The 26,919-nt window shown below is 69.6% G+C and carries 23 protein-coding genes; 7 read left to right on the top strand and 16 right to left on the bottom strand.

The window, feature by feature from the left end; translation table 11 throughout:
* Positions 1 to 13 precede the first annotated feature (13 nt).
* A complete protein-coding gene (locus tag AB5T46_RS15825; protein WP_370565008.1) occupies positions 14 to 424 on the top strand; it encodes a hypothetical protein in 411 nt (136 codons plus the stop codon).
* 226 nt (positions 425 to 650) lie between these two features.
* On the opposite strand, the gene AB5T46_RS15830 is transcribed toward AB5T46_RS15825, so the two are convergent.
* Positions 651 to 1,778 carry an inorganic phosphate transporter gene (locus tag AB5T46_RS15830; protein WP_370565009.1) on the bottom strand — a complete coding sequence of 376 codons (1,128 nt, stop codon included), beginning with the start codon at positions 1,776 to 1,778 and terminating at the stop codon, positions 651 to 653.
* Between the two features lie 437 nt (positions 1,779 to 2,215).
* Positions 2,216 to 2,842 carry a DUF47 domain-containing protein gene (locus tag AB5T46_RS15835; RefSeq protein ID WP_370565010.1) on the bottom strand — a complete coding sequence of 209 codons (627 nt, stop codon included), beginning with the start codon at positions 2,840 to 2,842 and terminating at the stop codon, positions 2,216 to 2,218.
* Between the two features lie 270 nt (positions 2,843 to 3,112).
* On the opposite strand from AB5T46_RS15835, the gene AB5T46_RS15840 reads away from it, so the two are divergent.
* Positions 3,113 to 4,417, top strand: a complete 1,305-nt coding sequence (locus AB5T46_RS15840; RefSeq protein WP_370565011.1) for a hemolysin family protein — start codon at positions 3,113 to 3,115, stop codon at positions 4,415 to 4,417.
* Positions 4,407 to 5,090, top strand: a complete 684-nt coding sequence (locus AB5T46_RS15845; RefSeq protein ID WP_370565012.1) for an exopolysaccharide biosynthesis protein — start codon at positions 4,407 to 4,409, stop codon at positions 5,088 to 5,090. The genes AB5T46_RS15840 and AB5T46_RS15845 overlap by 11 nt, the downstream gene beginning before the upstream one ends.
* A 211-nt stretch (positions 5,091 to 5,301) precedes the next feature.
* Here AB5T46_RS15845 and AB5T46_RS15850 read toward each other — a convergent pair whose 3' ends face one another.
* From AB5T46_RS15850 to AB5T46_RS15860, 3 genes are all read right to left on the bottom strand, one after another.
* Entirely contained in the window at positions 5,302 to 7,416 is a 2,115-nt protein-coding gene (locus AB5T46_RS15850) for a putative bifunctional diguanylate cyclase/phosphodiesterase (protein ID WP_370565013.1), read from the bottom strand.
* Complete coding sequence (locus tag AB5T46_RS15855) at positions 7,413 to 8,291, bottom strand: phosphate/phosphite/phosphonate ABC transporter substrate-binding protein (protein WP_370565090.1); 879 nt, start codon at positions 8,289 to 8,291, stop codon at positions 7,413 to 7,415. The genes AB5T46_RS15850 and AB5T46_RS15855 overlap by 4 nt, the downstream gene beginning before the upstream one ends.
* 128 nt (positions 8,292 to 8,419) lie before the next feature.
* On the bottom strand, positions 8,420 to 9,178 hold the full coding sequence (locus AB5T46_RS15860; RefSeq protein WP_370565014.1) for an RNA methyltransferase: 759 nt from the start codon (positions 9,176 to 9,178) through the stop codon (positions 8,420 to 8,422).
* An 88-nt stretch (positions 9,179 to 9,266) separates the two neighbouring features.
* Between AB5T46_RS15860 and AB5T46_RS15865 the strand changes: the two genes are divergently transcribed.
* The gene (locus tag AB5T46_RS15865; protein ID WP_370565015.1) at positions 9,267 to 10,103 is read left to right on the top strand and encodes an inositol monophosphatase family protein; all 837 of its coding nucleotides are present in this window, start codon (positions 9,267 to 9,269) and stop codon (positions 10,101 to 10,103) included.
* Between the two features lie 367 nt (positions 10,104 to 10,470).
* Here AB5T46_RS15865 and secF read toward each other — a convergent pair whose 3' ends face one another.
* The 9 genes from secF to AB5T46_RS15910 all read right to left on the bottom strand — a co-directional run bounded on the left by secF (position 10,471) and on the right by AB5T46_RS15910 (position 21,718).
* Positions 10,471 to 11,436, bottom strand: coding sequence for a protein translocase subunit SecF (gene secF, locus AB5T46_RS15870; protein WP_370565016.1), 966 nt, complete (start codon positions 11,434 to 11,436; stop codon positions 10,471 to 10,473).
* A 16-nt stretch (positions 11,437 to 11,452) separates the two neighbouring features.
* Entirely contained in the window at positions 11,453 to 13,312 is a 1,860-nt protein-coding gene (secD, locus tag AB5T46_RS15875) for a protein translocase subunit SecD (RefSeq protein WP_370565017.1), read from the bottom strand.
* Positions 13,313 to 13,374: 62 nt separating this feature from the next.
* Complete coding sequence (gene yajC / locus AB5T46_RS15880; RefSeq protein WP_370565018.1) at positions 13,375 to 13,713, bottom strand: preprotein translocase subunit YajC; 339 nt, start codon at positions 13,711 to 13,713, stop codon at positions 13,375 to 13,377.
* A 293-nt stretch (positions 13,714 to 14,006) separates the two neighbouring features.
* Positions 14,007 to 15,137 (bottom strand): tRNA guanosine(34) transglycosylase Tgt, encoded by a 1,131-nt coding sequence (gene tgt, locus AB5T46_RS15885; protein WP_370565019.1) that lies wholly within the window; start codon positions 15,135 to 15,137, stop codon positions 14,007 to 14,009.
* Positions 15,138 to 15,391: 254 nt separating this feature from the next.
* Positions 15,392 to 16,405, bottom strand: coding sequence for an ABC transporter ATP-binding protein (locus AB5T46_RS15890; RefSeq protein WP_370565020.1), 1,014 nt, complete (start codon positions 16,403 to 16,405; stop codon positions 15,392 to 15,394).
* Positions 16,402 to 18,072: an ABC transporter permease gene (locus AB5T46_RS15895; protein ID WP_370565021.1), complete on the bottom strand. Its 1,671-nt coding sequence runs from the start codon at positions 18,070 to 18,072 to the stop codon at positions 16,402 to 16,404. The genes AB5T46_RS15890 and AB5T46_RS15895 overlap by 4 nt, the downstream gene beginning before the upstream one ends.
* Before the next feature lie 42 nt (positions 18,073 to 18,114).
* On the bottom strand, positions 18,115 to 19,221 hold the full coding sequence (locus AB5T46_RS15900) for a Fe(3+) ABC transporter substrate-binding protein (protein WP_370565022.1): 1,107 nt from the start codon (positions 19,219 to 19,221) through the stop codon (positions 18,115 to 18,117).
* 292 nt (positions 19,222 to 19,513) lie between these two features.
* A complete protein-coding gene (gene queA / locus AB5T46_RS15905) occupies positions 19,514 to 20,566 on the bottom strand; it encodes a tRNA preQ1(34) S-adenosylmethionine ribosyltransferase-isomerase QueA (RefSeq protein WP_370565024.1) in 1,053 nt (350 codons plus the stop codon).
* A 720-nt stretch (positions 20,567 to 21,286) separates the two neighbouring features.
* Positions 21,287 to 21,718, bottom strand: a complete 432-nt coding sequence (locus AB5T46_RS15910) for an Lrp/AsnC family transcriptional regulator (protein WP_370565025.1) — start codon at positions 21,716 to 21,718, stop codon at positions 21,287 to 21,289.
* A gap of 143 nt (positions 21,719 to 21,861) precedes the next feature.
* Between AB5T46_RS15910 and AB5T46_RS15915 the strand changes: the two genes are divergently transcribed.
* From AB5T46_RS15915 to AB5T46_RS15925, 3 genes are all read left to right on the top strand, one after another.
* On the top strand, positions 21,862 to 23,373 hold the full coding sequence (locus tag AB5T46_RS15915; RefSeq protein WP_370565026.1) for an aminotransferase class III-fold pyridoxal phosphate-dependent enzyme: 1,512 nt from the start codon (positions 21,862 to 21,864) through the stop codon (positions 23,371 to 23,373).
* A 242-nt stretch (positions 23,374 to 23,615) separates the two neighbouring features.
* Complete coding sequence (locus tag AB5T46_RS15920) at positions 23,616 to 24,587, top strand: CNNM domain-containing protein (RefSeq protein ID WP_370565027.1); 972 nt, start codon at positions 23,616 to 23,618, stop codon at positions 24,585 to 24,587.
* A complete protein-coding gene (locus AB5T46_RS15925) occupies positions 24,584 to 24,739 on the top strand; it encodes a hypothetical protein (protein WP_370565028.1) in 156 nt (51 codons plus the stop codon). The genes AB5T46_RS15920 and AB5T46_RS15925 overlap by 4 nt, the downstream gene beginning before the upstream one ends.
* 47 nt (positions 24,740 to 24,786) lie before the next feature.
* Here the strand turns inward: AB5T46_RS15925 and AB5T46_RS15930 are convergent, their stop codons facing one another.
* Both AB5T46_RS15930 and AB5T46_RS15935 read right to left on the bottom strand, forming a co-directional pair.
* On the bottom strand, positions 24,787 to 25,407 hold the full coding sequence (locus tag AB5T46_RS15930; protein ID WP_370565091.1) for an inorganic diphosphatase: 621 nt from the start codon (positions 25,405 to 25,407) through the stop codon (positions 24,787 to 24,789).
* Between the two features lie 147 nt (positions 25,408 to 25,554).
* Positions 25,555 to 26,919, bottom strand: coding sequence for a purple acid phosphatase family protein (locus AB5T46_RS15935; RefSeq protein WP_370565092.1), 1,365 nt, complete (start codon positions 26,917 to 26,919; stop codon positions 25,555 to 25,557).

Here is a 26,919-nt window from a genome sequence, read left to right on the forward strand (position 1 = left end):
TCAGGCCCAGCGCATGCAGAATTTCGAGCAGATCCGCAGCCATCTCCGCAGCGCGGACTTCCGCATCACCATGCAGGAACCGTACGTGATCTGCGTGGAACTCTCGCTCGACAACGGCCGGCGCCACCAGGCGATCTTCCTGTCCGAACTGCAGGACGACGACGGCCGCGCATACCTGCGCGCGAGCACCGTGATCGCGCCGATCACCGGCATCGACGCGCGGCGCGCGCTGATCTTCAACTGGGAGAGCCGGGTCGGCTATCTCGCCGTCGGCGACCTCGACAGCGTGCCCTACCTGCAGCTGTGCGAGAACCGGCCCTACGCCGCCCTCGACGCCGCCGAGCTGGGCCGCCTGGTACTCGAGATCGGCGGCATGGGCGACCGCCTGGAGCGCGCCCTCTCCGCCGACGGCGATTTGCTTTGAAGCTAGAAACGAGAAACGAGGAGTGAGAAACGAGTAAGAGCAGTGCCTCCTCCCTTTTCTCATTACTCTCCACTCTACATTGCGTTCGACAGCAAATCGTAGTCGAGTGATCGTTTGCGGGATCGTGTTGCTCTTGCAGCTGGGCTGGCCGCAGATCGAAACGTGACAGAAGAGAGTGAGCAATGCTTTCTCTCGTTTCTCACTCCTCGTTTCTCGTTTCTAGCTCTCAAGCCCATCCGACCGTTCGGAACAGCCGAAACATCCCATAGGCGATCCCGCCCGACATCGGGATGGTCAGGATCCACGCCCAGATCATCTTGTGCACCACGCTCCACTTGATCGCGTTCAGGCGCTTGGCGGTGCCCACGCCCATGATCGCCGAGGAGATGTTGTGCGTGGTCGAGACCGGGATGCCGAGCGAGGACGCCGCCAGGATCACCGACGCAGCGCTGGTCTCGGCGGCGAAACCGTGGATCGGATGCAGCTTGACCAGCTTGTGGCCCAGGGTCTTGATGATCCGCCAGCCGCCGGCGGCGGTGCCCGCCGCCATCACCAGCGCGCAGGCGACCTTGATCCATAGGTCGATGTCGCCCTCGGTCAGCGCCGCCTCGGACGGATGCAGGAAGCCCAGCAGCGCCGGCAGGCTGTCCATCGTGCCCGCCGCCTCGGCGCTGATCAGGGTCAGGGCGATGATGCCCATGGTCTTCTGCGCGTCGTTCATGCCATGGGCGAAACCCATGCTCGCGGCGCTGACGATCTGGCTCTTGCCGAAGAACGCGTTGACCCAGCGCGGCCGCGCGATCCGTGCCAGCGCCCCGCCCGAGCGCGCCATCATGGCGATGACGAAGAACAACACGCCCATCATCAGGAAGCCGGCGGCGAAGCCCAGCACCGGCGAACTGACCATCGGCACGATCACCTTCCACAGCACGCCGGCGCTCTGCCACACCGGTTCTGCCGGCTGCGACCAGATCACCACGTCGAAATCCATCGAGGCCGCGGCGAGCGCGGCGCCGAGCAGGCCGCCGATCAGCGCATGCGAGGACGACGACGGCAGGCCCCACCACCAGGTGATCAGGTTCCAGACGATGGCGCCGAGCAGCGCGCACAGGATCAGCTGCGAACCGACGTCGATCACGCCGGCATCGATCAACCCGGAGGCGATGGTCTTGGCGACCGCGGTGCCGGCCAGCGCGCCGATCAGGTTCATGACCGCCGCCATGCCCACCGCCTGCATCGGCGAGAGCACCTTGGTGGCGACCACGGTCGCGATGGAGTTGGCGGTGTCGTGGAAGCCGTTGATGTACTCGAACACCAGCGCGGTGAACACCACGATCAGGACCAAAGTCAGCATCCATAACCCCCTTAAGTTAAGGGGGCGGTCTCGCCGCATAGCGGCGAGACCGGAGTTGTGGAGGAATGACGCAAAGGCATCGGCGCAGCCGATGCCCGTCCCTCCGGAGCCGGCAAACAGCCATCCATCAGCGCGACGATCAGCATCCCCATAGCCCCCCTTAAGTTAAGGGGGGCGGCCTCGCCGCGCAGCGGCGAGGCGGGGGTTGTGGAGACATGGCGCAAGGGCATCCGCGCAGCGGATGCCCGCCACTCCGGAGCCCGGAGACGGCCCTCCATCAGCGCGACGATGAACATCTCATAGCCCCCTTGAGTCAAGGGGGCGACCTCGCCGCGCAGCGGCGAGGTCGGGGTTGTGGAGGCATGGCTCAAGGCCATCGGCGCAGCGGATGGCCGTCGTCCCGAAGCCGGGCAACATGAGGGTACGGGAGGTGCTCATCAAGAATTCTTCAGCACGATTTCGTACGCGACCACGCCGGCGCCGCGGCAACGGTCGATCGCCTTCTCCAGGATCTCGAAGAACTCCTTGAGCAGGAACATCTGCAGCGGGTCGAGCTTGCCGGAATAGATGTCGCCGTAGAGCTCCAGCATCAGCCGGTCGGCCTCGGTCTCGATCGTGCGCAGCTCGTCGCCGAGCGCCTTCATCGGCTCCAGCTTCATCTTGCGCAGTTGGCGGACCATCTGCACCACCACCCCGGCGGCCTGCTCGAGCATCGCCGCGCGCGGGGCGAAATCGATGTGCTCCAGGTGCTGGATCGCCAGCGAATAGCGGTCGGCGAACTTCTCGATCTGCTTGGGGATCTTGTACAGCGCCGATGCCAGCGCCTCGATGTCCTCGCGCTCGATCGGGGTGATGAAGCTGTCCACCAGCTCCTGGCTGATCCGGTTGGACGCCTCGCGCTCGCGCAGCCGCGCCAGGCGGAAGGCGTCCAAGGCCGGCTGGCGGTCGGATTCGCGCAGCATCGCGTGCAGGGCCCGGGCGGCGTCGTGCGCGGCCACGGCGGCTTCTTCCAGCAGGTTGTAGAACTGGTTGCCGCGACCGAAGATGGTTTGCAGGGAGAGCATGCGTGGACCTTGTCGATGCCCCCGGCGGGCCGCCGGAGCTTCCGGTTGCTGATTATGACGGTTTGATGACACCAATACCCACCCGCCCGGGCGCCGCCGGCACCGCGTCCGTCCGCCCTGCACAGCCGTTCACGCCGGCTGCTATGATTCCCCTCCGCGCTGCCGCGCCCCGATGCCGATGGCCGACGACCCTAGACCGCCCCGCCCAACGCCCCGCCCCGACAGCGCCCCGGCCCGCCCCCGCCCCGACCCGACCCAGGAATTCCGACGATGCTGGAATTCCTGATCGTCTTGGTGCTGATCGTCTGCAACGCCTTCTTCGCGTTGTCGGAGATGTCGGTGGTGACCTCGCGCAAGGCGCGGCTCAAGCAGGCGGCCGCCAGCCGCGGCGCGCGCAAGGCGCTGGAGCTGGCCGAGCACCCGGAGCGCTTCCTGTCCACGGTGCAGGTCGGCATCACCCTGATCGGCATCCTCACCGGCATGTTCGGCGGCCAGGCGATCGGCGCCTCGATCGGCGCGCGCCTGGCGGAAGGCATCCCGGCGCTGTCGGACTACGCGGACACCGTCGGCGTGGTGCTTGCGGTCGGGCTGATCACCTACCTGACCATCGTGCTGGGCGAACTGCTGCCCAAGCGCCTGGCGCTGCTGGCGCCGGAGCGGGTGGCGGCTACGGTGGCGCTGCCGATGCATGCGATCTCGCGGGTCGCCACGCCGGCGGTCTGGCTGCTCAGCGCCAGTGTGCGCGGGGCGCTGCGGCTGCTGCGGCTCGACAACACCCAGGCCGCGCACGTCTCCGAAGAGGAGATCCGCCTGCTGGTGAGCGAGAGCCACGAGCAGGGCGTGATCGACGTCGAGGAACGCAACATGATGAACCGCGTGCTGCGCCTGGGCGACCGCAGCGCCGAGAGCCTGATGACGCCGCGCACGCGCATCGCCTGGCTCGACGCCAACGAGAGCTTCGCCGAGAACCTGGCGGCGATGCGGCAGACCCCGTTCTCGCGCTATCCGGTGCTGCGCGGCAGCGACGCCGACGTGGTCGGCGTGCTGGAGGTCAAATCGCTGCTCGACCGGATCGACGAGACCGAGTTCGACCTGTTCAAGTACCTGCGCGAGACCCTGTTCGTCTCCGAGTCCACCCCGGCGCTCAAGCTGCTGGAGATCTTCCGCGAGGAGCAGCAGTCGCTGGCGCTGGTGGTCGACGAATACGGCGATGTCACCGGCCTGGTCACGGTGCACGACCTGCTGGAGGCGGTGATCGGCCGCACCCAGAGCGGCGAAGGCGCCGAGGCCACGTCGCTGGTGACCGTGCGCGAGGACGGCTCGCTGCTGGTCGACGGCGCCCTGACCGCCGACGGCGTGCGCGAACTGCTCGGCGGCGGCGCCCTGCCGGACGAGGAGGCGCACGACTACCACACCGCCGCCGGCATGGTCATCGCCCACTTCGGCCGCATCCCCGACACCGGCGAGTCCTTCCGCTGGAAGGGCTGGCGGATCGAGGTGGTCGACCTGGACGGGCCGCGCATCGACAAGCTGCTGCTGCAGCGCCTGCCCGAACCGGTCGACGATGCCGAGTGACACCCCTCCGCCGCGGCAGCGGGCGGGCGGTGCCGACACAGACGGCCGCCGGCACCGCCGCCGCGGTCCCCAGGAAGCCGGCATCCGCGCCCTGCTCGCCGCCTATGCCGTCGGCGACCCGAACGACCTCCTGACCCTGCGCATCCTGCTCTCCGGCCTCGGCAAGCGCATGTTCGGCATGCTGCTGTTCATCGCCGCGCTGCCTGCCTTCATCCCGATCCCGATCGGCGGCGCGATCAGCGGCCCGCTGACGATCCTGATCGGACTGCAGCTGCTGTTCGGCCTGCGCAAGCCCTGGCTGCCGAAATGGATCGCCCGTCGCGGCCCGCGCCGCCACACCCTGCTGCGCTTCGAGCGCAGGATCGACCCCTGGCTCGGCCGGCTGGAGCACCTGATCAAGCCGCGCCTGACCCTGCTGCTCGACCAGCGCATGACGACCCTGCTCACCGGCCTGTTGCTGGTGGTGCTTGGCGTGCTGCTGGCGCTGCCGATCCCGTTCACCAACTACCTGTTCGGCGGCCTGATGCTGCTCTACGCCCTGGCCCTGCTGGAGCGCGACGGCGTGCTGATGCTGATCGCCTGGACGGCGGGAATCGCCGCGATCGCGGTGTTCGGCGTGCTCAGCGGCACCCTCGCCGCCGCGGCCGTCGAATGGTTCGACCGGATTTTCTGAGGCTCGCTCCCCCACATTATTGATAGCTGTCTTCCCCCCTTTGAAAAAGGAAATCGAGGGGGACGAAAGCCGCCGCTTGCAAGCCGCAGGCTTGCGGCGGCTTGAGCGCCACCGAGCGCTGCGCGGAGGCCGGGAATCGCAAAGCGATTCGCTTCGGCTGTGAGACCGGGGGGCGCCGAGAGCCACGGCCGCGGCAGCTGCTGGCGCCGTTTCAGGCGATCAGCCGCGCCAGTTCCTGCGGGCTCATCGGATGGCCCAGCCAATAGCCCTGGGCGAGATCGCAGCCGCGCTCGCGCAGCAGGTCGAACTGGCCTTCCTGCTCCACGCCCTCCGCCACCACCGTGATGCCCAGCGAGTGCGCCATGGCGATGATCGCAGTGGTGAGCGCCAGGTCGTCCGGATCGCGCAGCACGTCGGCGATGAAGCTGCGGTCGATCTTGACGCCGTCGATCGGCATCCGGCGCAGGTGGCTCAAGCCCGAGAATCCGGTGCCGAAGTCGTCCAGCCAGACCTTCACCCCGGACTCGCGCAGCCGCGCCAGCAGGCTGCTGATGCGCAGCTCGTCGCCGATCACCGCCGTCTCGGTCAGCTCGATGTGCAGCCGTTCGGGCGCCATCGTGGTCTCGCGCAGCACCTCCTCGACCTGGCGCGCCAGGTCGCCGGTCCGCAGCTGCCGCGGCGACACGTTCACCGCCACGAACAGGTCGGCGCCGCCGAAATCGCGCTGCCAGCGCATGGCGTCCCGGCAGGCCGCGCGCAGCACCGACGGGCCGAGGGTCTCGATCAGGCCGCTCTGCTCGGCCACGTCGATGAACACCGACGGCGCGACCATGCCCTGGGTCGGGTGATGCCAGCGCAGCAGCGCTTCGGCGCCGACCAGCCGGTTGTCGGCGACGCGGAATACCGGCTGGTAGACCAGGCTCAGCTCGCCGCGCTCCCAGGCGCCGCGCAGGTCCTGCTCCATGCGCACCCGGCGCTCCACCGCCTGGTCCATCGCCCGGCTGTAGAACCGATAGCAGCCCTTGCCCGCCACCTTGGCCTGGTACATGGCGATGTCGCCGTTCTTCATCAGCATGGTGGCGCCCGAGGCGTCTTCCGGGAACAGCGTCACCCCGACCGAGACACCCAGGAACACCTGCCGCCCCTCCACCAGGATCGGGCGCCGCAACTCGTCCACCAGCAGCCCCGCCAGGCGGCTGGACACCTCGCGGATGTCGTCCGTGCTCTCGAGCAGGATCACGAATTCGTCGCCGCCGAAGCGCGCCAGCAGTGCACCATCGCCGCCGTAGCGCTCCACGATGCCGCGGATCCGGCTGCCGAACTGCACCAGCACCTCGTCCCCGACGTCGTGGCCGAGGGTGTCGTTGATGCGCTTGAAGTCGTCGACGTCCGCGAACAGCAGCGCCAGCCGCCGCGCCGCGCCCTGCGACTGCAGCATGCGCGCATCGAGGATCTCGCGGAACGCGAGCCGGTTGGCCAGCCCGGTCAGGGGATCGTTGTAGGCCATGCGGCGGATGTCGCGGTCGTGGCGGGCGATGCTCTCCCCCATGCGCCGGAAGCCGCGCATCAGCTCGCCGACCTCGTCGTTGCGCCGGCTCGCCGGCACCTCGGCGCCGTAGTTCCCGGCCTCGATCTCGCGCGCGGCGTCGGCCAGCTGCCGGATCGGCCGCACCAGCGCCCGCTGCACGATCAGGCTCATCGCGATTCCGAGCGCGACCAGCGCCGCCAGCAGCCAGACCACCCACTGCAGATGGCGCTGGCCGATCTCCTGCAGGGATTTGCGCAACTCGACGCTCACGTTGTTCTCGTCCCTGCGCAGCGCCTCGAGCGAATAGCCGATGCGCACCCCGCCCAGCCGCTCCTCGCCGATGCGGATCGGCGCCGCCACGTCGAGCACGCGCCCGTCGCTCTGGACCCGCACGCCCTCGGTCGAGATCGCGTCGTGGGCGAACGCGTCGTCCATGGCCCGGCCATAGGTGGCGATGTCGCGCGAGCCGTCGTGGATGACGTCGCCGCCGGCCGAGTAGACGAGCACGTAGTCGACGTTCGGCTGGCTCTGGACATCGGCGATGCTGCTGCCGATGGCATCGAGATCGAAGTAGTACAGCGGATTGACCAGGCTCTCGGCGAGGCGCCTCGCCTGTCCCTCGCCGTACTCGCGCAGCCGGTCCTGCACCAGCTGGTGCAGGGAATCGCGGCTGTGCGCCAGCATCTCCTCGCGCATCTCGCCCTGCCGCTGCAGGATCAGCACCACGACCGCGAGGGTGATCAGCATCGCCGCCAGCAGGACCGTGACCGAACGGGCGTACAGGCCGTAGCGCATCATTCGATCTCTGCGCTCACTCGTGTCACCGCCCGGCGCAGGTACTCGAGCTCCCGCATCGCCGCGTCGTCCAGCGGCAGGAAGCGGCTGGTCCGGAAGAAGCCGAGCAGCGCCTCGGAGGCGTCGGGATCGCCGGCGGCCTGCAGCAGCACTTCGCGCAGGCGCTCCCGGACTGCCGGGTCTAGATCGCCCCGCACCATTTCCAGCGCGCGCGGGTACTCCGGCGTCTCGTGCACGATCCGCAGGTCGCGGCGATACGCAGGCGGCATCGCTCCCGGGTCGTTCCAGTCGAGGTCGCTCATCGCGCCGACATCGACCAGGCGCTTGTGCACCCAGGTGGAAATGTTGGCCTCGGAGCGGGCGAACAGGTAGCCGACCGAATCGGGCGGCGGCCGGTCCATCGGCGAGAGCAGGATCTCCATCGACAAACCGCGCTCGAGCAGTTCCATCGCCGGCACGAAGTAGGCGCTGGTGGACGCGCGATTCTGGAAGGCGACACTGCGTCCGCCCAGCGCGTCCAGCGAATCGATGCCGCTGTCGTGGCGGGCGAAGAACACGGTGCGGTAGTGGCTGACGCCGGTGCGTTCGGTCAGCAACAGCGGCGCCGCGCCGGCGCGCTGCTGCAACAGCATCGCGCTGGCGGAGGTTTCGGTCACCCAATCGACGCGGCCGCGCCGCAGGTAGCTCATCATCTGTTGCGGATCGCGCGCCATCAGGATGCGTCCCTCGCGGATTCCGACACTGGCCATCCGCGGCACCACGTAGTCGAGCAGCGGCTTGAGCTGCTCGTAGTGCGCGGCGGGATCGTCGGTGATCCGGCCCAGCACCAGCACCTGGCGGTCGTTGCCCGAGGCCGGCAACGCAACGGCCATCGCCATCGACAGCCCGCACAACACACGGCACAGCAGGCGAGCGGGTGCGGTCAAGCGGGAATCACCTGGATGGCGGGCCACGCGAGACTAGCCGAAATGCCCGTCGCGCGACAGACGGCGGACGAAGACGAGAGTCACTCCCGTCTGCCCGCAGCCAGGCGCGCCATCCGCTGCGCATCGGCGAGTACGCCGCGCAGCAGCCGCACCTCGCGCGCGTCCAGGTCGCTGCGCAGGAACAGCCGCCGCAGCTTGCGCATCGCCGTCTCCGGGGTGCGGCCCTTGTGGAAGTCGATCGCATCGAGCGTTTCGGCGAGCTGGGCGAAGAAGCCCTCGAGCTCGGCATGGCTCGCCGGCGGCTGGCCGCGGGCCGGCGCCGGATCGGGCGCCGTCTCCAGCAGCGCCAGGCGGATCTCGTAGGCGAGCACCTGCACCGCCGCCGCGAGATTGAGCGAGCTGTAGTCGGGATTGGCGGGGATGTGGACGGCGGCGTGGCACAACTGCAGTTCTTCGTTTTCCAGGCCCGTGCGCTCGCGGCCGAACACCAGCGCCACTTCGCCCTCGGGGGTTGCGGCGGCCGCCCGCTCCGCCGCCTGGCGCGGACGCAGCTGCTCCAGCGCGATGCGCCGGTCGCGCGCGGTACACCCCAGCACCAGCCGGCAGTCGGCGACCGCGGCCGCCAGGTCGTCGAAGCGTTGCGCCTGCACGAGCAGGTCGCCGGCGCCGGCCGCCATCGCCTCGGCGTCGGCGTGCGGGAACCGCAGCGGCGCCACCAGCGCCAGCCGCGACAGTCCCATCGTCTTCATCGCGCGCGCCGCCGCGCCGATGTTGCCCGGGTGCTGGGTCCCGACCAGGACGATGCGGATGCGTTCGGCGGTGCGTGCGGCGGAATCCATGGTGCGGATGGTAAACTGCGCGCCCGGTCTTCGCGCCGGACCGTTCTTTGTCCCCGTCGATCCTTCCTGCGCCCGGAGCCCGTCCGCGATGCAACAACCAGCCGTCAATGTCATGGTCAAGGCGGCCCGCGCCGGCGGCAACGTGCTGCTCCGGCACATGCACCGGCTCGACGCGCTCAACGTGGTCGAGAAGGACCGGATGGACTACGCCAGCGAGGTCGACGGCCTGGCCGAGGCGGAGGTGATCAAGGAGCTGCGCCGCGCCAATCCCGACTACGCCGTCCTCGGCGAGGAAGGCGGCGCGCAGAAGGGCAACCGCGGCGTCAGCCGCTACACCTGGGTCATCGATCCGCTCGACGGCACCAGCAACTACCTGCGCGGCTTTCCGCACTGGTGCGTCTCGATCGCGCTGGTGGAGAACGGCGAGCCGCTGCACGGGGTGATCTTCGATCCGCTGCGCAACGAGCTGTTCACCGCCACCCGCGGCGGCGGCGCGCAGCTCAACGAGCGCCGCATCCGCGTCGGCGAGCGCAGGGAGCTGCACGGCGCCATGCTCGCCACCGGCTTCGCGCCGCGCGAGCGCGAACGCGCGGGCGCGCAGCTCGAATGCATCCGCGAGCTGCTGCGCGACGCCGAGGACGTGCGCCGCGCCGGTTCGGCCGCGCTCGACCTGGCCTATACCGCCTGCGGACGCGTCGACGCCTACTTCGAGGCCGGGGTCAAACCCTGGGACATCGCCGCCGGCGTGCTGCTGGTGCGCGAGGCCGGCGGCCGCGTCAGCGACTTCCGCGGCGCCGCGCTCGGCCCGATGGACGCCCGCGGCACCGCCGACCGGCAGGTGATCGCCGGCAACGTGCGCATCACCGAGCCGTTGCAGAAGACCATCGCGTCGTCGGGCTACGCGGCGACATTCGCCAAAAGCTAGGAACGAGAAACGAGGAGCGAGAAACGAGAGAAGTGCGGTGCCTTCTCTCGTTTCTCGCTCTCATCTCGCTCTCGAGGCCGCCTCGTCCCTCTCCCTCCGCGGGAACAGAGAAGCCCGGCACCGGTTCCCCCGTAGGAGCGCGCCATGCGCGCGATGCCGCGTGACCCCAACTTGCCGCCGATACTTGCAACCGGCTGCGTTCGCACCGCCGCGGCATCGCGCGCATGGCGCGCTCCTACGGACATGGCGTCATGGCGGGCGTCCGGTTGCGGTCACGTCCGGCGGCCCAAATGCGCGGAACGAAACAGGAAACGAGCAAGCCCCCCGCTCTCACTCGTTTCTCACTCCTCGTTTCTCGTTCCTCGCTCTACGGCCTTCTAGCCAGCGCCGCCTCGTCCCTGGCCTTCGGCAGCAGGTCCTGCTTGGTGACCTTGAGGAATCCCACGGTCAGCAGCGGACAGGCGATCAGGATCGACGACAGCGTGCCGACGATCACGCCGATCATCTGCGTCAGCGCCAGGCCTTCCAGCGAGCCGCCGCCGTACAGGTACAGCGCCAGCACCGACAGGAAAAACACCGCCGAGGTGATGATGGTGCGCGACAGGGTCTGGTTGATCGAGCGGTTGAAGACCTCATGGGGATCGGCCCGCATGCTGCGGAAATTCTCGCGCACGCGGTCGAACACCACGATCGTATCGTTGATCGAGAAGCCCATCACCGCCAGCAGGCCGGCGAGCACGGTCAGGTCGAACTCGCGCCCGCTGAGCGCGAAGTAGCCCGCTACCACGCCGACGTCGAACAGCGTCGTCACAGAGGCCACCACCGCGAACTTCCACTCGAAGCGGAAGCCGATGTAGATCAGGAACCCGACCAGCACGAACAGCACCGCCTCGGTCGCCTTCTCCGCCAGCTCGGCGCTGACCTGCGAACCGATCGACTGGCGGTCGAGGATCTGGGCGGGATTCTCCGGCGTACTGACCGCCTCCTGCACGTCGCGGGCGAGACGCTCGGCCTCGTCGACTGTGTTCTGCTCTTCCTCCGCGCGCATCCGCACCAGCAGGTCGGTGCCGCTGCCGAAGGTCTGCACCTGGGCGTTCTCGTGCCCGATCTCGGCCATCCGCGCACGCACCGCGTCGACGTCCGCCGGCTGCTGGAAACGCAGCGTGATCGCGGTGCCGCCGGTGAAGTCCAGGGCGAAATTGAAACCCTTGACGGCGACCGCGCCGGCGGCGGTGGCGAACACCAGCAGCCCGAGCACCAGCGTCACCCAGCGGATGCGCATGAAGTCGAAATTGGTATCGCTGGGGATCAGCATCAGCGGGAAAATCTTCATATGGTGTGTCCTCCCGTCAGACGGCCAGCGACTTGAGCTTCTTGCGGCGCGCGTAGATCAGCGTGACGATGCCGCGGGTCACGGTGAGCGCGGTGAACATCGACGCCAGGATGCCGACCACCAGGGTGATGGCGAAGCCGCGCAGCGGCCCGGTGCCGAACGCGTACAGCGCCACGCCCGCGAGCGTGCCGGTGATGTTGGCGTCGAGGATCGAGCTCGAGGCCTTGTCGTAGCCGGTCGCGATCGCCGTCTTCGGCGGCATGCCGTTGCGCAGCTCCTCGCGTATTCGCTCGTTGATCAGCACGTTGGCGTCCACGGACAGGCCGATCGACAGCGCCAGGCCGGCGAAGCCCGGCAGGGTCATGGTGGCGCCGAAGATCGACATCACCGCGGCGACGATCAGCAGGTTCAGCAGCAGCGCCGCGCAGGTGACCAGGCCGAACATGCGGTAGTAGGCCATGAAGAACACCAGGGTGAACAGGAACGCGTACAGCACCGCGGTCACGCCGCGCTCCACGTTCTCGGCGCCCAGGCTGGGGCCGACGATGCCCTCGCCGATGAAGTCCATCGGCGCGGCCAGCGAGCCGGAACGCAGCAGCCGGGCGAGATCGTCGGCCTCCTGCTTCTCCAGGCCGGTGGTCTGGAACTGGCGGCCGAACACGCTATTGATGTTGGCGACGGAGATGATCTCCTCGCTCACGCGGAAGCTGCGCACCTCCTCGCCGTCGACCGTGCGCACCTGCGGGATCCGCTCGATGTAGACCACCGCCATCGGCTCGCCGACGTTGGCGCTGGTGAAGTCGAACATGCGCTTGCCGCCGGCGGCGTTGAGGGTGACGCTGACCGCCGGCAGGCCGTCCTGGTCGTAGGTCGACTGCGCGGTCACCATCTCCTCGCCGGAGGCGATCACGCGGCGGCTGAGGATGTACGGGATCGGCTTGCCGTCGGGGCCGGTACGGCGGTGGAAATAGATCTTGCCGCCCGCGGGCACTATCCCGCTCTCCGCCGCGGCATAGGCGTCGCCCTCGATCGTGGCGCGGTATTCCAGCGTCGCGGTGGCGCCGATCATGCGCTTGGCCTCGGCGGTGTCCTGCACGCCCGGCAGCTGCACGACCACGCGGTCGTCGCCCTGGCGCTGGATCACCGGCTCGGAGACGCCGATCTCGTCGATGCGGTTGCGCAGGGTGGTGATGTTCTGCTCGATGGCGTCGGCCGAGATCTGGTCGATCTCGGCCTGCGGCAGGCGGACGACGATGCGGTTGTCGGCGAGGTCGCGGTTGAGCATCGGCTGCGCCGCCGCCAGCAGCGACAGCGCGCGCTCGGCGTCGGCGTCCGGCGCCAGCACCGCGAGGATGCTGCCGTCGCCGCGACGCTCGACCGACTGGTAGCGGACGCGGTTCTCGCGCAGCGTGGCGCGCGCCTCCTCGGCGTAGGCCTCGACGCGCTTGTCCAGCGCCGCCTGCTGGTCCACCTGCAGCAGGAAGTGCACGCCACCCTGCAAATCCAGGCCGAGCAGCATCGGCTCGGCGCCGAACGAACCCAGCCAGTCCGGCACCGTCGAGGCGAGGTTGAGCGCGACGACGTAGTTCTCCCCAAGTCCCGATCGCAGGGCATCGGAAGCGCGGGTCTGCGCCTCCAGGTCCGGCAACCGCACCAGCATGGTGTCGCCGTCGACGTCGACCGCCTTGGGCGAAACACCTGCCTGCTGCAGGACGTCGTCGACGGTTTGCCGCAGCGCGGCGTCGACGGCGGCGCCGCGCTGTGCCGTGATCTGCACCGAGGGATCCTGCGGATAGATGTTGGGCAGCGCGAACAGCGCGCTGACCAGCACCACGACCAGGATGAGAACGTACTTCCAGCGGGGAAACTCGAGCATTGCGAAGCCCTGCGCGCGGGGTCGACCGACCGGCGCCTAGAGAGAAGGAACGGAAGGGGCGATCAGGCCGACTTGAGCGTGCCCTTGGGCAGCACGGTGCCGATGGCACCCTTCTGCACGCGGACCTCGACGCGGTCGGCGATTTCCACGGTGACGAAGCTGTCGCCGATCGCGCGCACGGTGCCGGCGATGCCGCCGCCGGCGATGACCTCGTCGCCGACCGACAGCTTTTCCAGCATCGTCTTGTGCTCCTTGGCGCGCTTCATCTGCGGACGGATCAGCAGGAAGTACATGATCGCGATCAGGATCAGCGGGAACATCAGGGTGGAGAGCAGGCTCGGGCCGCCCGCGGCGCCTGCAGCGGCGTGGGCGGGAGCGATCAGGAAGTCCAGCAGATTCATCGGTGGGTCCGTCAATGGAAAAAACAGCGGGCAATTATGGCACGCGGCCGCCGCGCCATGCAGACATCTCCGTATGCGGTGAGATCGGGCCCGTCGCCACGGGCGGTGCCAATGACGAGCCGCGCCAGGCAGACCTCTCCGCCGCGGTGAGACAGGGCCCGTCGCCACGGGCAGGCCAATCACGCTTCGGGCCGATATCGCCCCGAAGCGCCAATGGATCCCGGCTTGCGCCGGGATGACGGTGCGGGCGGCTTCCCGATTGCCGGCTACCAGTGGCCGCCACCGGCGAAATGCTACCGGCCGCCGCCTCGCGCCGCGTAGAAGGACTCGCGGAAGGCCGCGAAGGTTCCCGCCGCGATCGCCGCGCGCATGTCGGCCATCAGCCGCTGGTAGTGCCGGAGGTTGTGCAGCGTGCCCAGGATCGGGCCGAGCATCTCGTTGCAGCGGTCCAGGTGGCGCAGGTAGGCGCGGCTGAAGCCGCCGCTGCAGGCCGGGCAATCGCAGGCCTCGTCGATCGGGCGCAGGTCGTTCTCGTATTTCGCGTTGCGGATGCGTACGGTGCCGGTCGAGGTGAAGAAGTGGCCGTTGCGCGCGTTGCGGGTCGGCATCACGCAGTCGAACATGTCGACCCCGCGCGCCACCGCCTCCACCAGGTCCTCGGGCCGGCCGACGCCCATCAGGTAGCGCGGCCGGTCCTCGGGCAGCTGCGGGCAGGTGTGCTCGAGCATGGCGTTGCGCTCGGCCTCCGGCTCGCCCACGGCGAGGCCGCCGATGGCGTAGCCATCGAAGCCGATCGCCCGCAGGTCCGCGGCCGAGCGCGTGCGCAGGTCGTGGTGCACGCCGCCCTGGACGATGCCGAACAGCGCCGCGTCGTTGCCCTCGTGCGCGCGCCTGGAGCGCTCCGCCCAGCGCAGGCTGAGCTCCATCGACGCGCGCGCGACCTCCGCGGTCGCCGGCGCACCATCGATCAAATATGGCGTGCACTCGTCGAAGATCATCACGATGTCCGAATCGAGCGCCTTCTGGATGCGCATGCTCTCTTCGGGACCCAGGAACACCGTGCTGCCATCGGTCGGCGCCTGGAAGGTGACCCCGGCCTCGGTGATCTTGCGCCGATGCGCCAGCGAGAACACCTGGAAACCGCCGGAATCGGTGAGGATCGGACCGTCCCAGCGCCCGAACCCGTGCAGCCCGCCGTGCGCCTCGATCACCTCCAGCCCCGGCCGAAGGTACAGGTGGAAGGTGTTGCCGAGGATGATCTCCGCACCGGTCGCGCGCACCTGCGCGGGCAGCATGCCCTTGACGGTGCCGTAGGTGCCGACCGGCATGAACGCCGGCGTCTCCACCGTGCCGCGGGGAAACGTCAGGCGGCCGCGGCGGGCGGCGCCGTCGCTGGCGAGCAGCTGGAACTGAAGTCGGGACATGAAGTCGATCGATGGAGACGGGTTGCGCCGGGCGCGGCCCGCCATTGTCGCGGATCGCGCGCGCGATGGCAGTGCCCGCCAGCCGATCATCGAGATCGGCATGTCCGTAGGAGCGCGCCATGCGCGCGATACCGCGGGTGTCGGCAGGATCCGGTGGATGCCGCGATTCCAGACCGGCAGGCACGCCGGTCACCGGAATCCGCGGGCGGCGAAGCGCCCGCGGCATCGCGCGCATGGCGCGCTCCTACGGCAGGTCAGCGCGGGAACGTCACCAGCCCTTGCTCGACCAGCCGCAACGGCAACACCTCTCCGGGCTGCCGCGGCGCTCCCTCCGGCAGGTCGATCTCGACCAGCTCGCCCGTGGCCAGCCGCACGCTGCCGACGTAGCCCGGCCCGCGGAAACCGGCCTCGACCAGCGTCGCCCGGATCGGGCCGCCGGGATCGTGGCGCAGGCATTCCGGCCGCAGCAGCACCTCCACGTCGTCCGCCAGGCCCAGCGCGGCGCCCGGCACCAGCGTGCCACGGCCGATGAAATCGGCGACGAAACGATCCGCCGGGCGCCGGTAGAGCGCCTCGGCATCGTCCCACTGCACGATGCGGCCGCACTCCATCACGCCGATGCGATCGGCAATGGCGAACGCCTCGGCCTGGTCGTGGGTCACCAGCAGCACGGTGGTGCCGGTGGCCTTGAGCAGCGCGCGCAACTCGCCGGCCAGGCGCTGGCGGGTATCGATGTCGAGATTGGAGAACGGCTCGTCGAGCAGCAGCAGGGCCGGCTCCGGCGCCAGCGCACGCGCCAGCGCGACCCGCTGCTGCTGACCGCCGGAGAGTTCGTGCGGATAGACGTCGGCGCAGTCCCGCAGCCCGACCAGGTCCAGCATCGCCTCCACCCGGGCCCGGCGCCCGGCGCGCGGCATGCGGTGCAGGCCGAAGCCGATGTTCGCGGCGACGTCCAGGTGCGGGAACAACGCGTAGTCCTGGAACATCATCCCGACCCGGCGCCGCTCGGGCGGCAGCGCCGTCGCCACCGTAGCGACCGCATCGCCCAGCAGCGCGATGCGGCCCGCGCGCAGCGGCTCGAAGCCGGCGATGGCGCGCAGCACGGTGGTCTTGCCGCAGCCGGACGCGCCCAGCAGGCAGCCGATTTCACCGGCACGCAATGCCAGCGAGAGATCGTCAACGACCACGTGCAGCCCACCGCTGGCCGGATAGCCGACGCGGATCCGCTCGAGCTGCAGCAGCGATTCGATATTCGTGGGCGCGTTCATGGCAATCGTTCCTGCAGGTCGGGTTCCTGGCCGTAGCGCAGGCCGGCGCGCGCCAGCAGGATCACCGGCAGCAGGCCCACCAGCACGATCAGCAGCGCCGCCACCGCGCCCTCCTCATAGGTGCCGCGCGCGGCTTCGCCGTAGAGCCAGGTGGCCAGGGTCTCGAAATTCAGCGGCCGCAGCAGCAGCGTCGCCGGCAGCTCCTTCATGGTATCGACGAACACCAGCAGCGCGGCCGCGGCGACTGCAGGACGCAGCAGCGGCAGGTGCACCCGCCACAGCGTGCCGGCGGCACCGTGGCCGAGTCCCGCCGCCGCCTGCTCGAGCGAGACCGGGATCCGCGTCAGCCCGGCCTCGATCCCGCCGGCGGAGATCGCCAGGAAGCGCAGCATGTAGGCGAGCACCAGCGCCGTTGTGGATCCCATCAGCAGCATCCGCGGCGCGCCGCCAAACGCCTGCAGCAAGCCGTTGCCGGCGTCGTCGAACCAGGCCAGCGGCGTCAGCAGGCCGATCGCCAGGACCGTGCCGGGAATCGCGTAGCCGAGACTGGCGATGCGCAGGCTCGCCGCGGCCATGCGCGGACGCCGCCGCGCCTGCGCCAGCCGCAGGGCCCAGGCCACGATCAGGCCCGCGATCAGGGTGACCGCGGTCGCGGCCAGCGCCACGAACACCGTGTTCCAGGCGCTTTCGACGAGTTGGCGCGACACGTCGCCGTAGCGCAGGCGTTCCAGCGTCTTCCACAGCAAATAGGCCGCCGGCACCAGGAAACCGACCAGCACCGGCAGCAACGCCAGCAGCAGCGCGACCACGGCATCGATGCCGCGCAACCGCAGCGGCTGCAGCGGCCGCGGCCGCTGCGTGGCGGCATAGCGCTGGCGGCGGCGGCCGTAGCGCTCCAGCGCGATCACCGCCACCACGATCGCCAGCATGGCCAGCGCGATCTGCGCCGCGCCGGGCAGGTCGCTGCGGGCGACCCAGGTGGTGTAGATCGACACCGTCAGCGTGCGGACGCCGAGGAACTCGGAGGCGCCGATGTCGTTGAGCGTCTCCAGCAGCGCCAGCGCCGCACCGATCGCGATCGCCGGCCGCGCCAGCGGCAGCGCCACCCGCAGGAACAGCGCCGCGCGGCCGGCGCCGAGCGAGCGCGCCGCCTCCAGCAGGCTGCCCGCCTGGGTCATGAACATCGCCCGCGTGGTGAGATACACGTAGGGATAGAGCACGAAGCCCAGCAGCAGCACGGCGCCCGCCAGCGAACGGATGTCCGGCAGCCGGAAATCGCGCGGACCGTCGTAGCCCAGCAGCGCGCGCACCGCGCCCTGCACCGGCCCCAGCGGATGCAGCAGGTCGAGATAGGCGAAGGCGACGATGTAGGTCGGCACCGCGAGCGGCAGCAGCAGCGCCCAGGACAGGACGCGCGACCCCGGAAACGCATACGCGGTCACCAGCCAGGCGCTGCCGGTGCCGATCGCCGTCACCAGCACGCCGACGCCCGTCAGCAGCAGCAGCGTGTTCACCGAGGCCCGCGGCAGCACGTGCACGGCGATGTGCGACCACAGGCCGTCGCTGCCCTGCGCCGCGGTCCAGGCCAGCGCCAGCAGCGGCAGCAGCGCCATGGCGGCGATCGCGACCGCCGCGAACTGCCACGGGTCGGCCCGGTTTCGCGTCATCGGCGCTGCCGCCGGGCCACGCCCAGGTCCGGAGTGCCGGCCTCAGTCGTCAAAGCCGACCTTGTCGGCCAGCTCGCTGGCCTGCCTGCGGTATCGGGCGACTTCGGTCAGCGGCAACGGATCGATCTTCATCTCGCCGAAGCTGGCGACCACCGGGTCGAGCTCCACCCCTGCCTTCACCGGATACTCGTAGTTGGCCTTCGCGTACAGGCTCTGCGCCTCGTCCGAGACCAGGTATTCCATCAGCTTCACCGCGTTGTCGCGGTTGGGCGCATGGCGGGCGACGGCCGCACCGCTGATGTTGACGTGGGTACCGCCGTCCTCGGCGCCGGCGAACACCGGCCGGATCACCTGGATCGCATCGCCCCACTGGCGCTGCTCCGAGCCTTCCTCGGCGTTCTTCATCCGGCCGACGTAGTAGGCGTTGGCGATGCCGATGTCGCAGATGCCGGCGAGGATGTCGCGGGCGACGTCGCGGTCGCCGCCGGCGGCCTTGCGTGCCAGGTTGGCCTTGACCCCGCGCAGCCAGCGCTCGGTGGCCTCGACCCCGTTGTGCGCGATCATCGCCGCGAACAGGCTGGTGTTGTACGGGTGCTGGCCGGAACGGATGCACACCCTGCCCTTCCACTGCGGATCGGCCAGGTCCTCATAGGCGAAGCCGTCGAGCTCGAGGTCCTTGTCGGCGTACAGCACGCGATCGCGCAGCGACAGCGTGAACCACTGCCCGTCGCTGCCGCGCAGGTGCGCCGGGATCGCCGCTTCCAGCGTCGGCGACTGCACCGGCTGCGTGTGGCCGGCCTCGACCACGTCGAGCAGGTTGCCGGTATCGACCGTCATCAGCACGTCGGCGGGCGACCGCTCGCCCTCGGCGCCGAGGCGCTCGAGCAGCCCGTCCTTCAGGAACACGGTGTTGACCTCGACGCCGGTGTCGTCGCTGAAGGCGTCCAGCAGCGGCTGGATCAGGCCCGGTTCGCGCGTGGTGTAGAGATTGACCTCGCCGCCGGCGACAGGGGCGGCGGGCGTCTCCGCGGCCGGGTCGGCGGCCGGCGGCGCCTGCTGGCTGCACGCGGCCAGCAACAGGCCGGCGCAGGCGGCGGCGAACAGGGTCGTGGCATGTCGCGGGCGAATGACGGAACGATCGGAACGCATGGGGAGCATCTCCTGGGAGTGGATTCGATTCGACCGGCCCTGGCGGCGCGCTGCGCGGATGGCTGGAGCGGAGATGAGAATTCTAATCATTTACGGCTCGGCCGCCCAAGAAGTCCCGCGCAACCGGGTGGCGGTCCAGGCATTCCACGCGTCCGTAGGAGCGCGCCATGCGCGCGATGCCGCGGGTGTGGCGCCGCCCGCAAATTCCGGTGACCGGCGTGCTTGCCGGTCCGGAATCGCCGCATCCACCGGATCCTGCCGACACCCGCGGCATCGCGCGCATGGCGCGCTCCTACGAAGAACCAGCACCGTCCGACGTGGCGGGAAACAGCAGCATCGCGTCGCCGTAGGAAAAGAAGCGGTAGCGCTCGCGCACCGCGTGCCGGTACGCCGCGAAGATCCGTTCCCTGCCGGCGAATGCCGACACCAGCATCAGCAGGGTCGATTCGGGCAGGTGGAAGTTGGTCAGCAGCGCATCGACGCTGCGGATGCGGTAGCCGGGAAAGATGAAGATCCGGGTCTCGCCGGCGAACGGCTGCAGTTCCCCGTGGTGCATGGCGCTCTCGAGCGCGCGCACGACGGTGGTCCCGACCGCGACCACCCGGCCGCCGGCCTCGCGCACGCGGCGGATCTGCGCGATGAGCTCGGCGCCGACATTGAGCCATTCGCTGTGCATGCGGTGCTGGTGCACGTCTTCCACGCGCACCGGCTGGAAGGTTCCGGCGCCGACGTGCAGGGTGATGTGCCCGAACTGCACGCCGCGCGCGCGCAACGCATCGAGCAACGCGTCGTCGAAGTGCAGGCCGGCGGTGGGCGCCGCCACCGCCCCGACACGGCGCGCGAACACGGTCTGGTAGCGCTCGGCGTCGTCGTGTCCGGGCGCGCGCCGGATGTAGGGCGGCAACGGCATGCGCCCGGCCTGCAGCAACCACGACTCCAGCGCGTCCGGGACCTCGAAGCGCAGGTGGTAGAAGCCGGCCTCGTCGCGCGACAGCACTTCGGCGCTGCCGCCGCCGTCGAGCGCGATGCGCCCGCCCGGCTTCGGCGCCTTGCTGGCGCCGATCTGCGCCCGCGCCTCGTTGTCCGGCAACAGCCGCTCGATCAGGATCTCCACCCGGCCGCCGCTGTCCTTCTGCCCGAACAGCCGGGCCGGGATCACCCGGGTGTCGTTGAACACCAACAGGTCGCCGGGCTGCAGCAGCGCCGGCAGGTCGCGGACGCGACGGTCGTCGAAAGCGCCCTCCCGCGGCGGCGCCACCAGCAGCCGACTGGCCGAACGCTCAGGCAGCGGCGCCTGGGCGATCAGCTCCGGCGGCAGGTCGTAGTGGAAATCCGATTTCTTCAAGGCGGCGAGTCGTGCGGGGCGCGGGCATTGTAAGACGCGGGTGCTTGCTGCCCGTCAGCCTTTCCTTCACGGCTCGAACAAGCGGGCAGGCTCGCCGGCTTCGGAGCCAGCGACGCCCAGGCCGGGTGATGTGTACCCCCGGCGCAACTCGCGCCCCGCGTGGTCGGTCGAAGCAGATCTTCCTCGAACCAATTCCTGACGCGGCTAGTCACTGGCGCCGCCCCGTGGCGACGGTGATGACTCGTTGCGACGGATGGCGCTGCCTGGCGCTGCTTCGGAGGCAGCGGCGCCCGGGCCGGGCAATGCTCCCCGGCTCGGTCGGGCCATCCATGGCCCGACTCGCCGCCGCAGACCATCCCTGGTCTGCTGTCCGCATCACCCGGCCCGGACGCCGCACTGGCGATTCGCTGTCGGCTGCTCGGCAGCCCATTCCTCCGGAGCCAACCAACACTGCAGCGGGAGCTGTGCCGGGGGTATTGCGGAGAGCTGCACAGGGATGTGCAGCGGCCCTGAGTCCGGCCATGGACGGCCGGACCGAAGGGCGGAGCAATACCCCCGGCACAGCTCCCGCCCCGCGCGGCCAACCGAAGCCGCTCTTCGAAAAAACCAACTGCCAGACTCGGCTATTCACTGGCGCCGCCCCGTGGCGACGGTGATGCCTCGTCGCCACGGATGGGGCTGCCTGGCGCGGCTATTCACTGGCGCCGCCCCGGGAGCAAATCAGCGCTGGAACTTCGTCGACAGCACCAGCGAGGACGTCGTGCGCTCCACACCCTCGAGTGCGCCGATGCGGTCGGTCAGTTCATCCATCTCGCCGATGGTCGGCACCGCGGCGGCCGCCACCAGGTCCCACGGTCCGCTCACCGATTGCACGCTGCGCACCCCGGCCATGCCGCGCAGCGCCTCCACCACCCCCGGCATCTGCTTGGGAAACACCGTCACCATGATCAGCGCACGGATGCGCTCGCGCTCGTAGTCCTCGTTGAGCCGCACCGTGTAGCCGGCGATCACGCCCTGCCGCTCCAGCCGCTCCAGCCGGCTCTGCACCGTGGTCCGCGACAGCTGCAGGCGGCGGGCGAGTTCGGCGGTGGACGCGCGGGCGTTCTCGCGCAGCAGCGACAGCAGGGCTTCGTCGGCGTCGGTGAGCTTCATTGCGGTCCCGGGTTCGTCGATCTGACGATTTCTACATGAATTCCGAGCAGATCGCACCTGTTAATCGACGAAATCATCGCGATAATAGGGAGATGCCTGCCGCAAGCGCGGCGCCGGCCCCACTCCAGCACCCGGAGGACCGCATGTCCGTGATCGATACCCTCGCCCCGCTCCGCGCCCGCAAGGGCCAGCGCCGCACCAGCGGCCTCGACGACGCCACCCTTGCCAGCTTCGCCGCCGGCCATCCGGAGCTCGTCGCCGCGATCGATGCTGCCGCCGCGGAGTTCGCGCGCATCGAGGGCGATTTCGCCGAGTTGCTCGACCTCGACGAGGACGCCCAGGTCCTGGCCGTGCAGGCCGATTTCGTCAATTTCTACCCGCAGGACGGGGTGAACCCGTATGTCGCCCTGGCCGCACGCGGTCCGTGGATCGTGACGCTCAAGGGCGCGGTGATCTACGACACCGGCGGCTACGGCATGCTCGGCTTCGGCCATGCGCCGGAGGCGGTGCTGGAAGCGATGGCCAGGCCGCAGGCGATGGCCAACATCATGACCCCCAGCCTGTCGCAGCTGCGCCTGGCCCGCGCGTTGCGCGCGGAGATCGGCCACACGCGTCAGGCAACGGCAGGTGGCGACTGCCCGTTCGCCGCCTTCATGTGCCTCAACTCCGGCTCGGAATCGGTGGGCCTGGCAGCACGCATCGCCGACACCAACGCCCGGGCGATGACCGACGAGGGCGCGCCCAGCGCCGGCCGCGCGATCAAACGGCTGGTGGTCAAGGGCAGCTTCCACGGCCGCACCGACCGCCCCGCCCTGTACTCCGATTCCACCCGCAAGACCTACATGCAGTATCTCGCCAGCTATCGCGGCGAGGACAGCGTGATCGCGATCGAGCCCTACGACATCGAGGCGCTGAAACAGGTGTTCGCCGATGCCGACGCCAATGGCTGGTTCGTCGAGGCGATGTTCCTCGAGCCGGTGATGGGCGAAGGCGACCCTGGCCGCCGCGTGCCGGTGGCGTTCTACGCCGCCGCGCGCGCGCTCACCCGCGCGCACGGTTCGCTGCTGCTGGTCGACTCCATCCAGGCCGGCCTGCGCGCCACCGGCGCGCTGTCGATCGTCGACTACCCCGGCTTCGAGGGGCAGGACGCGCCCGACATGGAAACCTACTCCAAGGCGCTCAACGCCGGCCAGTACCCACTGTCGGTGCTGGCGTTGGGCGAACGCGCGGCCGGCATCTACCGGCGCGGCACCTACGGCAACACCATGACCGCCAATCCGCGCGCGGCCGACGTCGCCTGCGCGGTGCTGGGCGCGATCACCCCGGAGCTGCGCGCCAACATCGGCGAGCGCGGCCGTCAGGCGGTGCAGAAGCTGGAAGCGCTGAAGGACGAGCTGGGCGGGCTGATCACCAAGGTCCAGGGCACCGGCCTGCTGTTCTCCTGCGAGCTGGCCAAGGGTTTCAAGGGCTATGGCGCCGGCTCCAGCGAGGAATGGCTGCGCGAGCACGGCCTGGGTGTGATCCACGGCGGCGAGAATTCGCTGCGCTTCACCCCGCGCTTCGACATGGGCGAGGACGAGCTCGACCTGGTGGTGGCGATGGTGCGCCGGGTGCTGCTCGAGGGCCCGCGCCAGCGGCAGGCCGAAGCCGCCTGAGGGCACGCATTCTCCCGTGCACCCCGCTTTTCTTGGAAGCAGCGCAACAAGCGCAGCGAATCACGGCGAAGCCTGCCCGAAGAGCCTGCCCACCGGGCGGTATCGACATTCGCTTTCGCCGAGCTCCGAAGCCTCGCACGCATCGACGTCTCGCACGCCCGGATACGGCGCCGATGTCCTGCCTCGGTAGACTCTGCAGGCCGGGCCGCGTCCCGACCTTGCCATCTCCGAGCGAAATTCCCATGCGATCGAGCGCCAGCTCCCCCATTCGCCGCTACGCTGCCGCGTTCTCGCTTGCCGTTGCGCTTCTTCCCGCCTGCTCGCTTGCCGCGGCTCCCGCCTCCGGGACGGCTCCCGGATACGGCACCCTCGACGTGGTCCTGCTCGTCACGTATCTCGGCGTCGCGATCGGGCTGTCGTTCCTGTGCTCGATCGCGGAAGCGGCCTTGCTCAGCATCACGCCGTCCTACATCGCAGGCTTGCAGGAAAAGCGCCCCCGACTCGCAGCCTCGCTGCATCGGCTGCGCCAGGACAACATCGACCAGTCGCTGGCCGCCATCCTCACGCTCAACACCATCGCCCATACCGCCGGCGCCGTCGGTTCCGGCGCGAAGGCGGCCGTCGTCTTCGGAAGCGCATGGGTGGGCGTGTTCTCGGCCGTCGCGACCCTGCTGATCCTGTTCCTGTCCGAGATCGTGCCGAAAACGCTCGGCGCCGTGCACTGGCGCCGGCTGGCGGCGCCGACCGCCGTCTTCGTCCGCGGACTGATCCTGCTCCTCTATCCGCTGATCAAGGTGTCCGAACTACTGACCCGTCTCGTCTCGGGCGGCCGGCAGACGCATGTCTTCAGCCGGGAAGAGTTCATCGCCATGGCGGGCATCGGCGAGCAGTCAGGCCACATCGATCCGCGCGAATCGCGCATCCTGCGCAATCTCTTCCGCATGTCCACGCTCAGGACGCGCGACGTGATGACGCCGCGCCCCGTGGTCGCTGCGCTGCAGCACGACACGACCGTCTCCGAAGCGCTTCGGGCCGCCCCCGCGGCGCCGTTCTCGCGAATTCCCCTGTACACGAAGGACCTGGACGACATCGCCGGCTTCGTCCTCAAGGACGAGCTGCTGCAGGCCGAGGCCCGCGACGAAGGCGGGACGCCGCTGCGCCGCCTGCAGCGCGACCTGTCGTCGGCGAGTACGGCGATACCGAGGGACTGGTGACGATGGAGGACGTGATCGAGACACTGCTCGGCGGCGAGATCGTCGACGAGATGGACCACGTCACCGACATGCAGCGTCTGGCGCGCCAGCGCTGGGAGCGGCGCGCGGCCGCCCACGGATTACAACTGCCGCCAGGCGGGTGGCCGGGCTGACCTGCACGACGCGTGAGCGCAGCGCTGCACAGGTCGTGCGGTTGCCCTCACTCCCCCGTTCGCTGCCGGAATCTTTCCAGTGAACTCCGGATCAGAAGCCGTGCCTCATCGGCGTTTCCAAAACCGTCGAGCACGACCGGATTCGCTTCCTCCGGCAACTCCTTGTAAACGCGGAAGAACGCCTCGATGCGTCGGCGCTCCATCTCCGGCAGGTCGGCGATGTCGCGGATGCCGGAGTACGTGGGATCGACGTCGTCGGCCGGCACGCCGACGATCTTCTCATCGCGTTCGCCGCCGTCGATCATCCGCAGCACGCCCACCGGGCGAAAGCGGATCAGTACTCCCGGGTGCAACGGTGCACGGGTGAGCACCAGCGCGTCGAGCGAATCGCCGTCGCCGGCCAGGGTGCGCGGCATCGATCCGTAGTTCGCCGGATAGGCCATGGGCATCGACAGGAAACGGTCAACGCGGACCAGGCCGTCGTCGCCGATCTCGTACTTGGTGAAACTCCCGGCCGGAACCTCGACTACCAGCACCCCCTCCTCCGGGATGCTGCCCGGCTGTCCGGCATGGAACGGATGCACGATCGACCCGGCGGCCTGGACCGTACACACGGCTGCCAATCCCAACACCAGCGCCGGCAACCGCTGCGACAACATCGAAAGCATCACGACAACCCTCCGCATGCGCTTCCCCCCGTAGAGCGGAGCTTGCTCCGCTGCTCCCTCTCCCGGAACCGAAGCAGCCGAGCAAGCTCGGCTCCACCGCGGAGCGCGATCAGCATGGGATCACAGGGCAAACCCGGCTCCACTCCCCTACTCCCAGCAGCGATCAGTACGCCCCTTCAAAGTCGCCTCGCGCGGGCAGTCGCGCTGTCCGATGCGCCCGGCCTCGATCTCGACCAGGCGCCGATCATTGCCTTCTGCACGCAGCTCAAACGTGTCGTACAGCCGTCCGGTCGCGGTGCGCGCCTCGTAGCGCAGGGTGTCGCCGTCGATGCGCAGCACCTGGAACAACTGCGTGTCCTCGGCCACCGGGGCCATCGTGTTTCGCGCCTCGTCGGACAGCCGGTACTGCTTGGCGCCGGCCACCGAGACCACGTACTGCGGTGTCGCCCGGCCTTCGACCAGACCGCCGCGGCGGCCGTAGACGTGATCATGCCCCTGCAGCACCACGTCGACGCGGCGGCGCTCCAGCACCGGCAGCAGGTACTCGCGCAGCAGCACGTTGTCGCGGTCCTGGCGCGGCGAGAACATCGGCTGGTGGATCAGCGCCAGGGTCCAGGGCCGCGGATTGTCGGCCAGCACGCCGTCGAGCCAGCGCGCCTGCGCCTGGGCGGTGCCCAGATCGAGCGCCGAGGTGCCGTCCAGTACCACCACGCGGGCGCCCTGAAAATCGAACCAATAGGTGGTCGCCTCGGCGCCGGGCGCACCGTTGCCGGGCAGTGCGAACGCCAGCGACCACGGCGCGCCAAGCACGCGGCGCTCCTGCGGGGTGTCCTCGAATTCCTCGAAATGCTCGTGGTTGCCGGCGGCCGGCGCCACCATCAGCAGCGAAGGCAGCGGGCCGGCGGCGTCGAACCACTCGCCCCACTCGTTGTCGTCCTCGCCGTCGCCGCCGCTGACCAGGTCGCCGGCGTACAGCGCCAGGCGCGCGTCGGGAGCATGGCGCAGCGCCTCCAGCGCCACCCGGGTGACGAGACTGGCGTTCTTGTTCTGGGTGTCGCCGAAGTACAGCAGCGTCAGCGGCGCATCGGCCGCGGCGGCGGTGCGCAGCTGCCGCCACGGGCTCCAGGTGCCCTCGCCCTGCACGCGCCAGGCGTACAAGGTGTCCGGCTGCAGGCCGTCGACATCGGCGCGGTGGTGGTGCGCCGCGCCGTTCTCGGTTGTCAGCGCCCGCGTCGTCGACCGGACGTGCCGTGGCAGGCCCATGTCCGGCGAATCGCCGGCCTCGACGATCTCCAGCCACGGCGCGTCGACAGCGCCACCGGTGCGCCAGGCGACCGCGAACCCGGTCGCCGCGTCCTCGGACGGCGAAGCCACGATGCGATCGGGGAAAACGCCCGGCGCATATCGCATCACCCCCGCGGGCACGAGCGTGTTCGGTTCGGCTTTGCGCTGGGCCGGACCGGCATCGGCGAACGCGGCGCCCGCCAGCAGCGCACCGAGCGCCAGCATCAT

The sequence above is a fragment of the Luteimonas salinilitoris genome, assembly GCF_041300785.1.
Taxonomy (GTDB): domain Bacteria; phylum Pseudomonadota; class Gammaproteobacteria; order Xanthomonadales; family Xanthomonadaceae; genus Luteimonas; species Luteimonas salinilitoris.

What these genes read in the sequence shown, in the direction of transcription:
- AB5T46_RS15825 (WP_370565008.1), top strand. Translation starts at nt 14, where the DNA reads ATGCAGAATTTCGAGCAGATCCGCAGCCATCTCCGCAGCGCGGACTTC.
- AB5T46_RS15830 (WP_370565009.1), bottom strand. Translation starts at nt 1,778, where the DNA reads ATGCTGACTTTGGTCCTGATCGTGGTGTTCACCGCGCTGGTGTTCGAG.
- AB5T46_RS15835 (WP_370565010.1), bottom strand. Translation starts at nt 2,842, where the DNA reads ATGCTCTCCCTGCAAACCATCTTCGGTCGCGGCAACCAGTTCTACAAC.
- AB5T46_RS15840 (WP_370565011.1), top strand. Translation starts at nt 3,113, where the DNA reads ATGCTGGAATTCCTGATCGTCTTGGTGCTGATCGTCTGCAACGCCTTC.
- AB5T46_RS15845 (WP_370565012.1), top strand. Translation starts at nt 4,407, where the DNA reads ATGCCGAGTGACACCCCTCCGCCGCGGCAGCGGGCGGGCGGTGCCGAC.
- AB5T46_RS15850 (WP_370565013.1), bottom strand. Translation starts at nt 7,416, where the DNA reads ATGATGCGCTACGGCCTGTACGCCCGTTCGGTCACGGTCCTGCTGGCG.
- AB5T46_RS15855 (WP_370565090.1), bottom strand. Translation starts at nt 8,291, where the DNA reads ATGGCGATGGCCGTTGCGTTGCCGGCCTCGGGCAACGACCGCCAGGTG.
- AB5T46_RS15860 (WP_370565014.1), bottom strand. Translation starts at nt 9,178, where the DNA reads ATGGATTCCGCCGCACGCACCGCCGAACGCATCCGCATCGTCCTGGTC.
- AB5T46_RS15865 (WP_370565015.1), top strand. Translation starts at nt 9,267, where the DNA reads ATGCAACAACCAGCCGTCAATGTCATGGTCAAGGCGGCCCGCGCCGGC.
- secF (WP_370565016.1), bottom strand. Translation starts at nt 11,436, where the DNA reads ATGAAGATTTTCCCGCTGATGCTGATCCCCAGCGATACCAATTTCGAC.
- secD (WP_370565017.1), bottom strand. Translation starts at nt 13,312, where the DNA reads ATGCTCGAGTTTCCCCGCTGGAAGTACGTTCTCATCCTGGTCGTGGTG.
- yajC (WP_370565018.1), bottom strand. Translation starts at nt 13,713, where the DNA reads ATGAATCTGCTGGACTTCCTGATCGCTCCCGCCCACGCCGCTGCAGGC.
- tgt (WP_370565019.1), bottom strand. Translation starts at nt 15,137, where the DNA reads ATGTCCCGACTTCAGTTCCAGCTGCTCGCCAGCGACGGCGCCGCCCGC.
- AB5T46_RS15890 (WP_370565020.1), bottom strand. Translation starts at nt 16,405, where the DNA reads ATGAACGCGCCCACGAATATCGAATCGCTGCTGCAGCTCGAGCGGATC.
- AB5T46_RS15895 (WP_370565021.1), bottom strand. Translation starts at nt 18,072, where the DNA reads ATGACGCGAAACCGGGCCGACCCGTGGCAGTTCGCGGCGGTCGCGATC.
- AB5T46_RS15900 (WP_370565022.1), bottom strand. Translation starts at nt 19,221, where the DNA reads ATGCGTTCCGATCGTTCCGTCATTCGCCCGCGACATGCCACGACCCTG.
- AB5T46_RS15910 (WP_370565025.1), bottom strand. Translation starts at nt 21,718, where the DNA reads ATGAAGCTCACCGACGCCGACGAAGCCCTGCTGTCGCTGCTGCGCGAG.
- AB5T46_RS15915 (WP_370565026.1), top strand. Translation starts at nt 21,862, where the DNA reads ATGTCCGTGATCGATACCCTCGCCCCGCTCCGCGCCCGCAAGGGCCAG.
- AB5T46_RS15920 (WP_370565027.1), top strand. Translation starts at nt 23,616, where the DNA reads ATGCGATCGAGCGCCAGCTCCCCCATTCGCCGCTACGCTGCCGCGTTC.
- AB5T46_RS15930 (WP_370565091.1), bottom strand. Translation starts at nt 25,407, where the DNA reads ATGCTTTCGATGTTGTCGCAGCGGTTGCCGGCGCTGGTGTTGGGATTG.
- AB5T46_RS15935 (WP_370565092.1), bottom strand. Translation starts at nt 26,919, where the DNA reads ATGATGCTGGCGCTCGGTGCGCTGCTGGCGGGCGCCGCGTTCGCCGAT.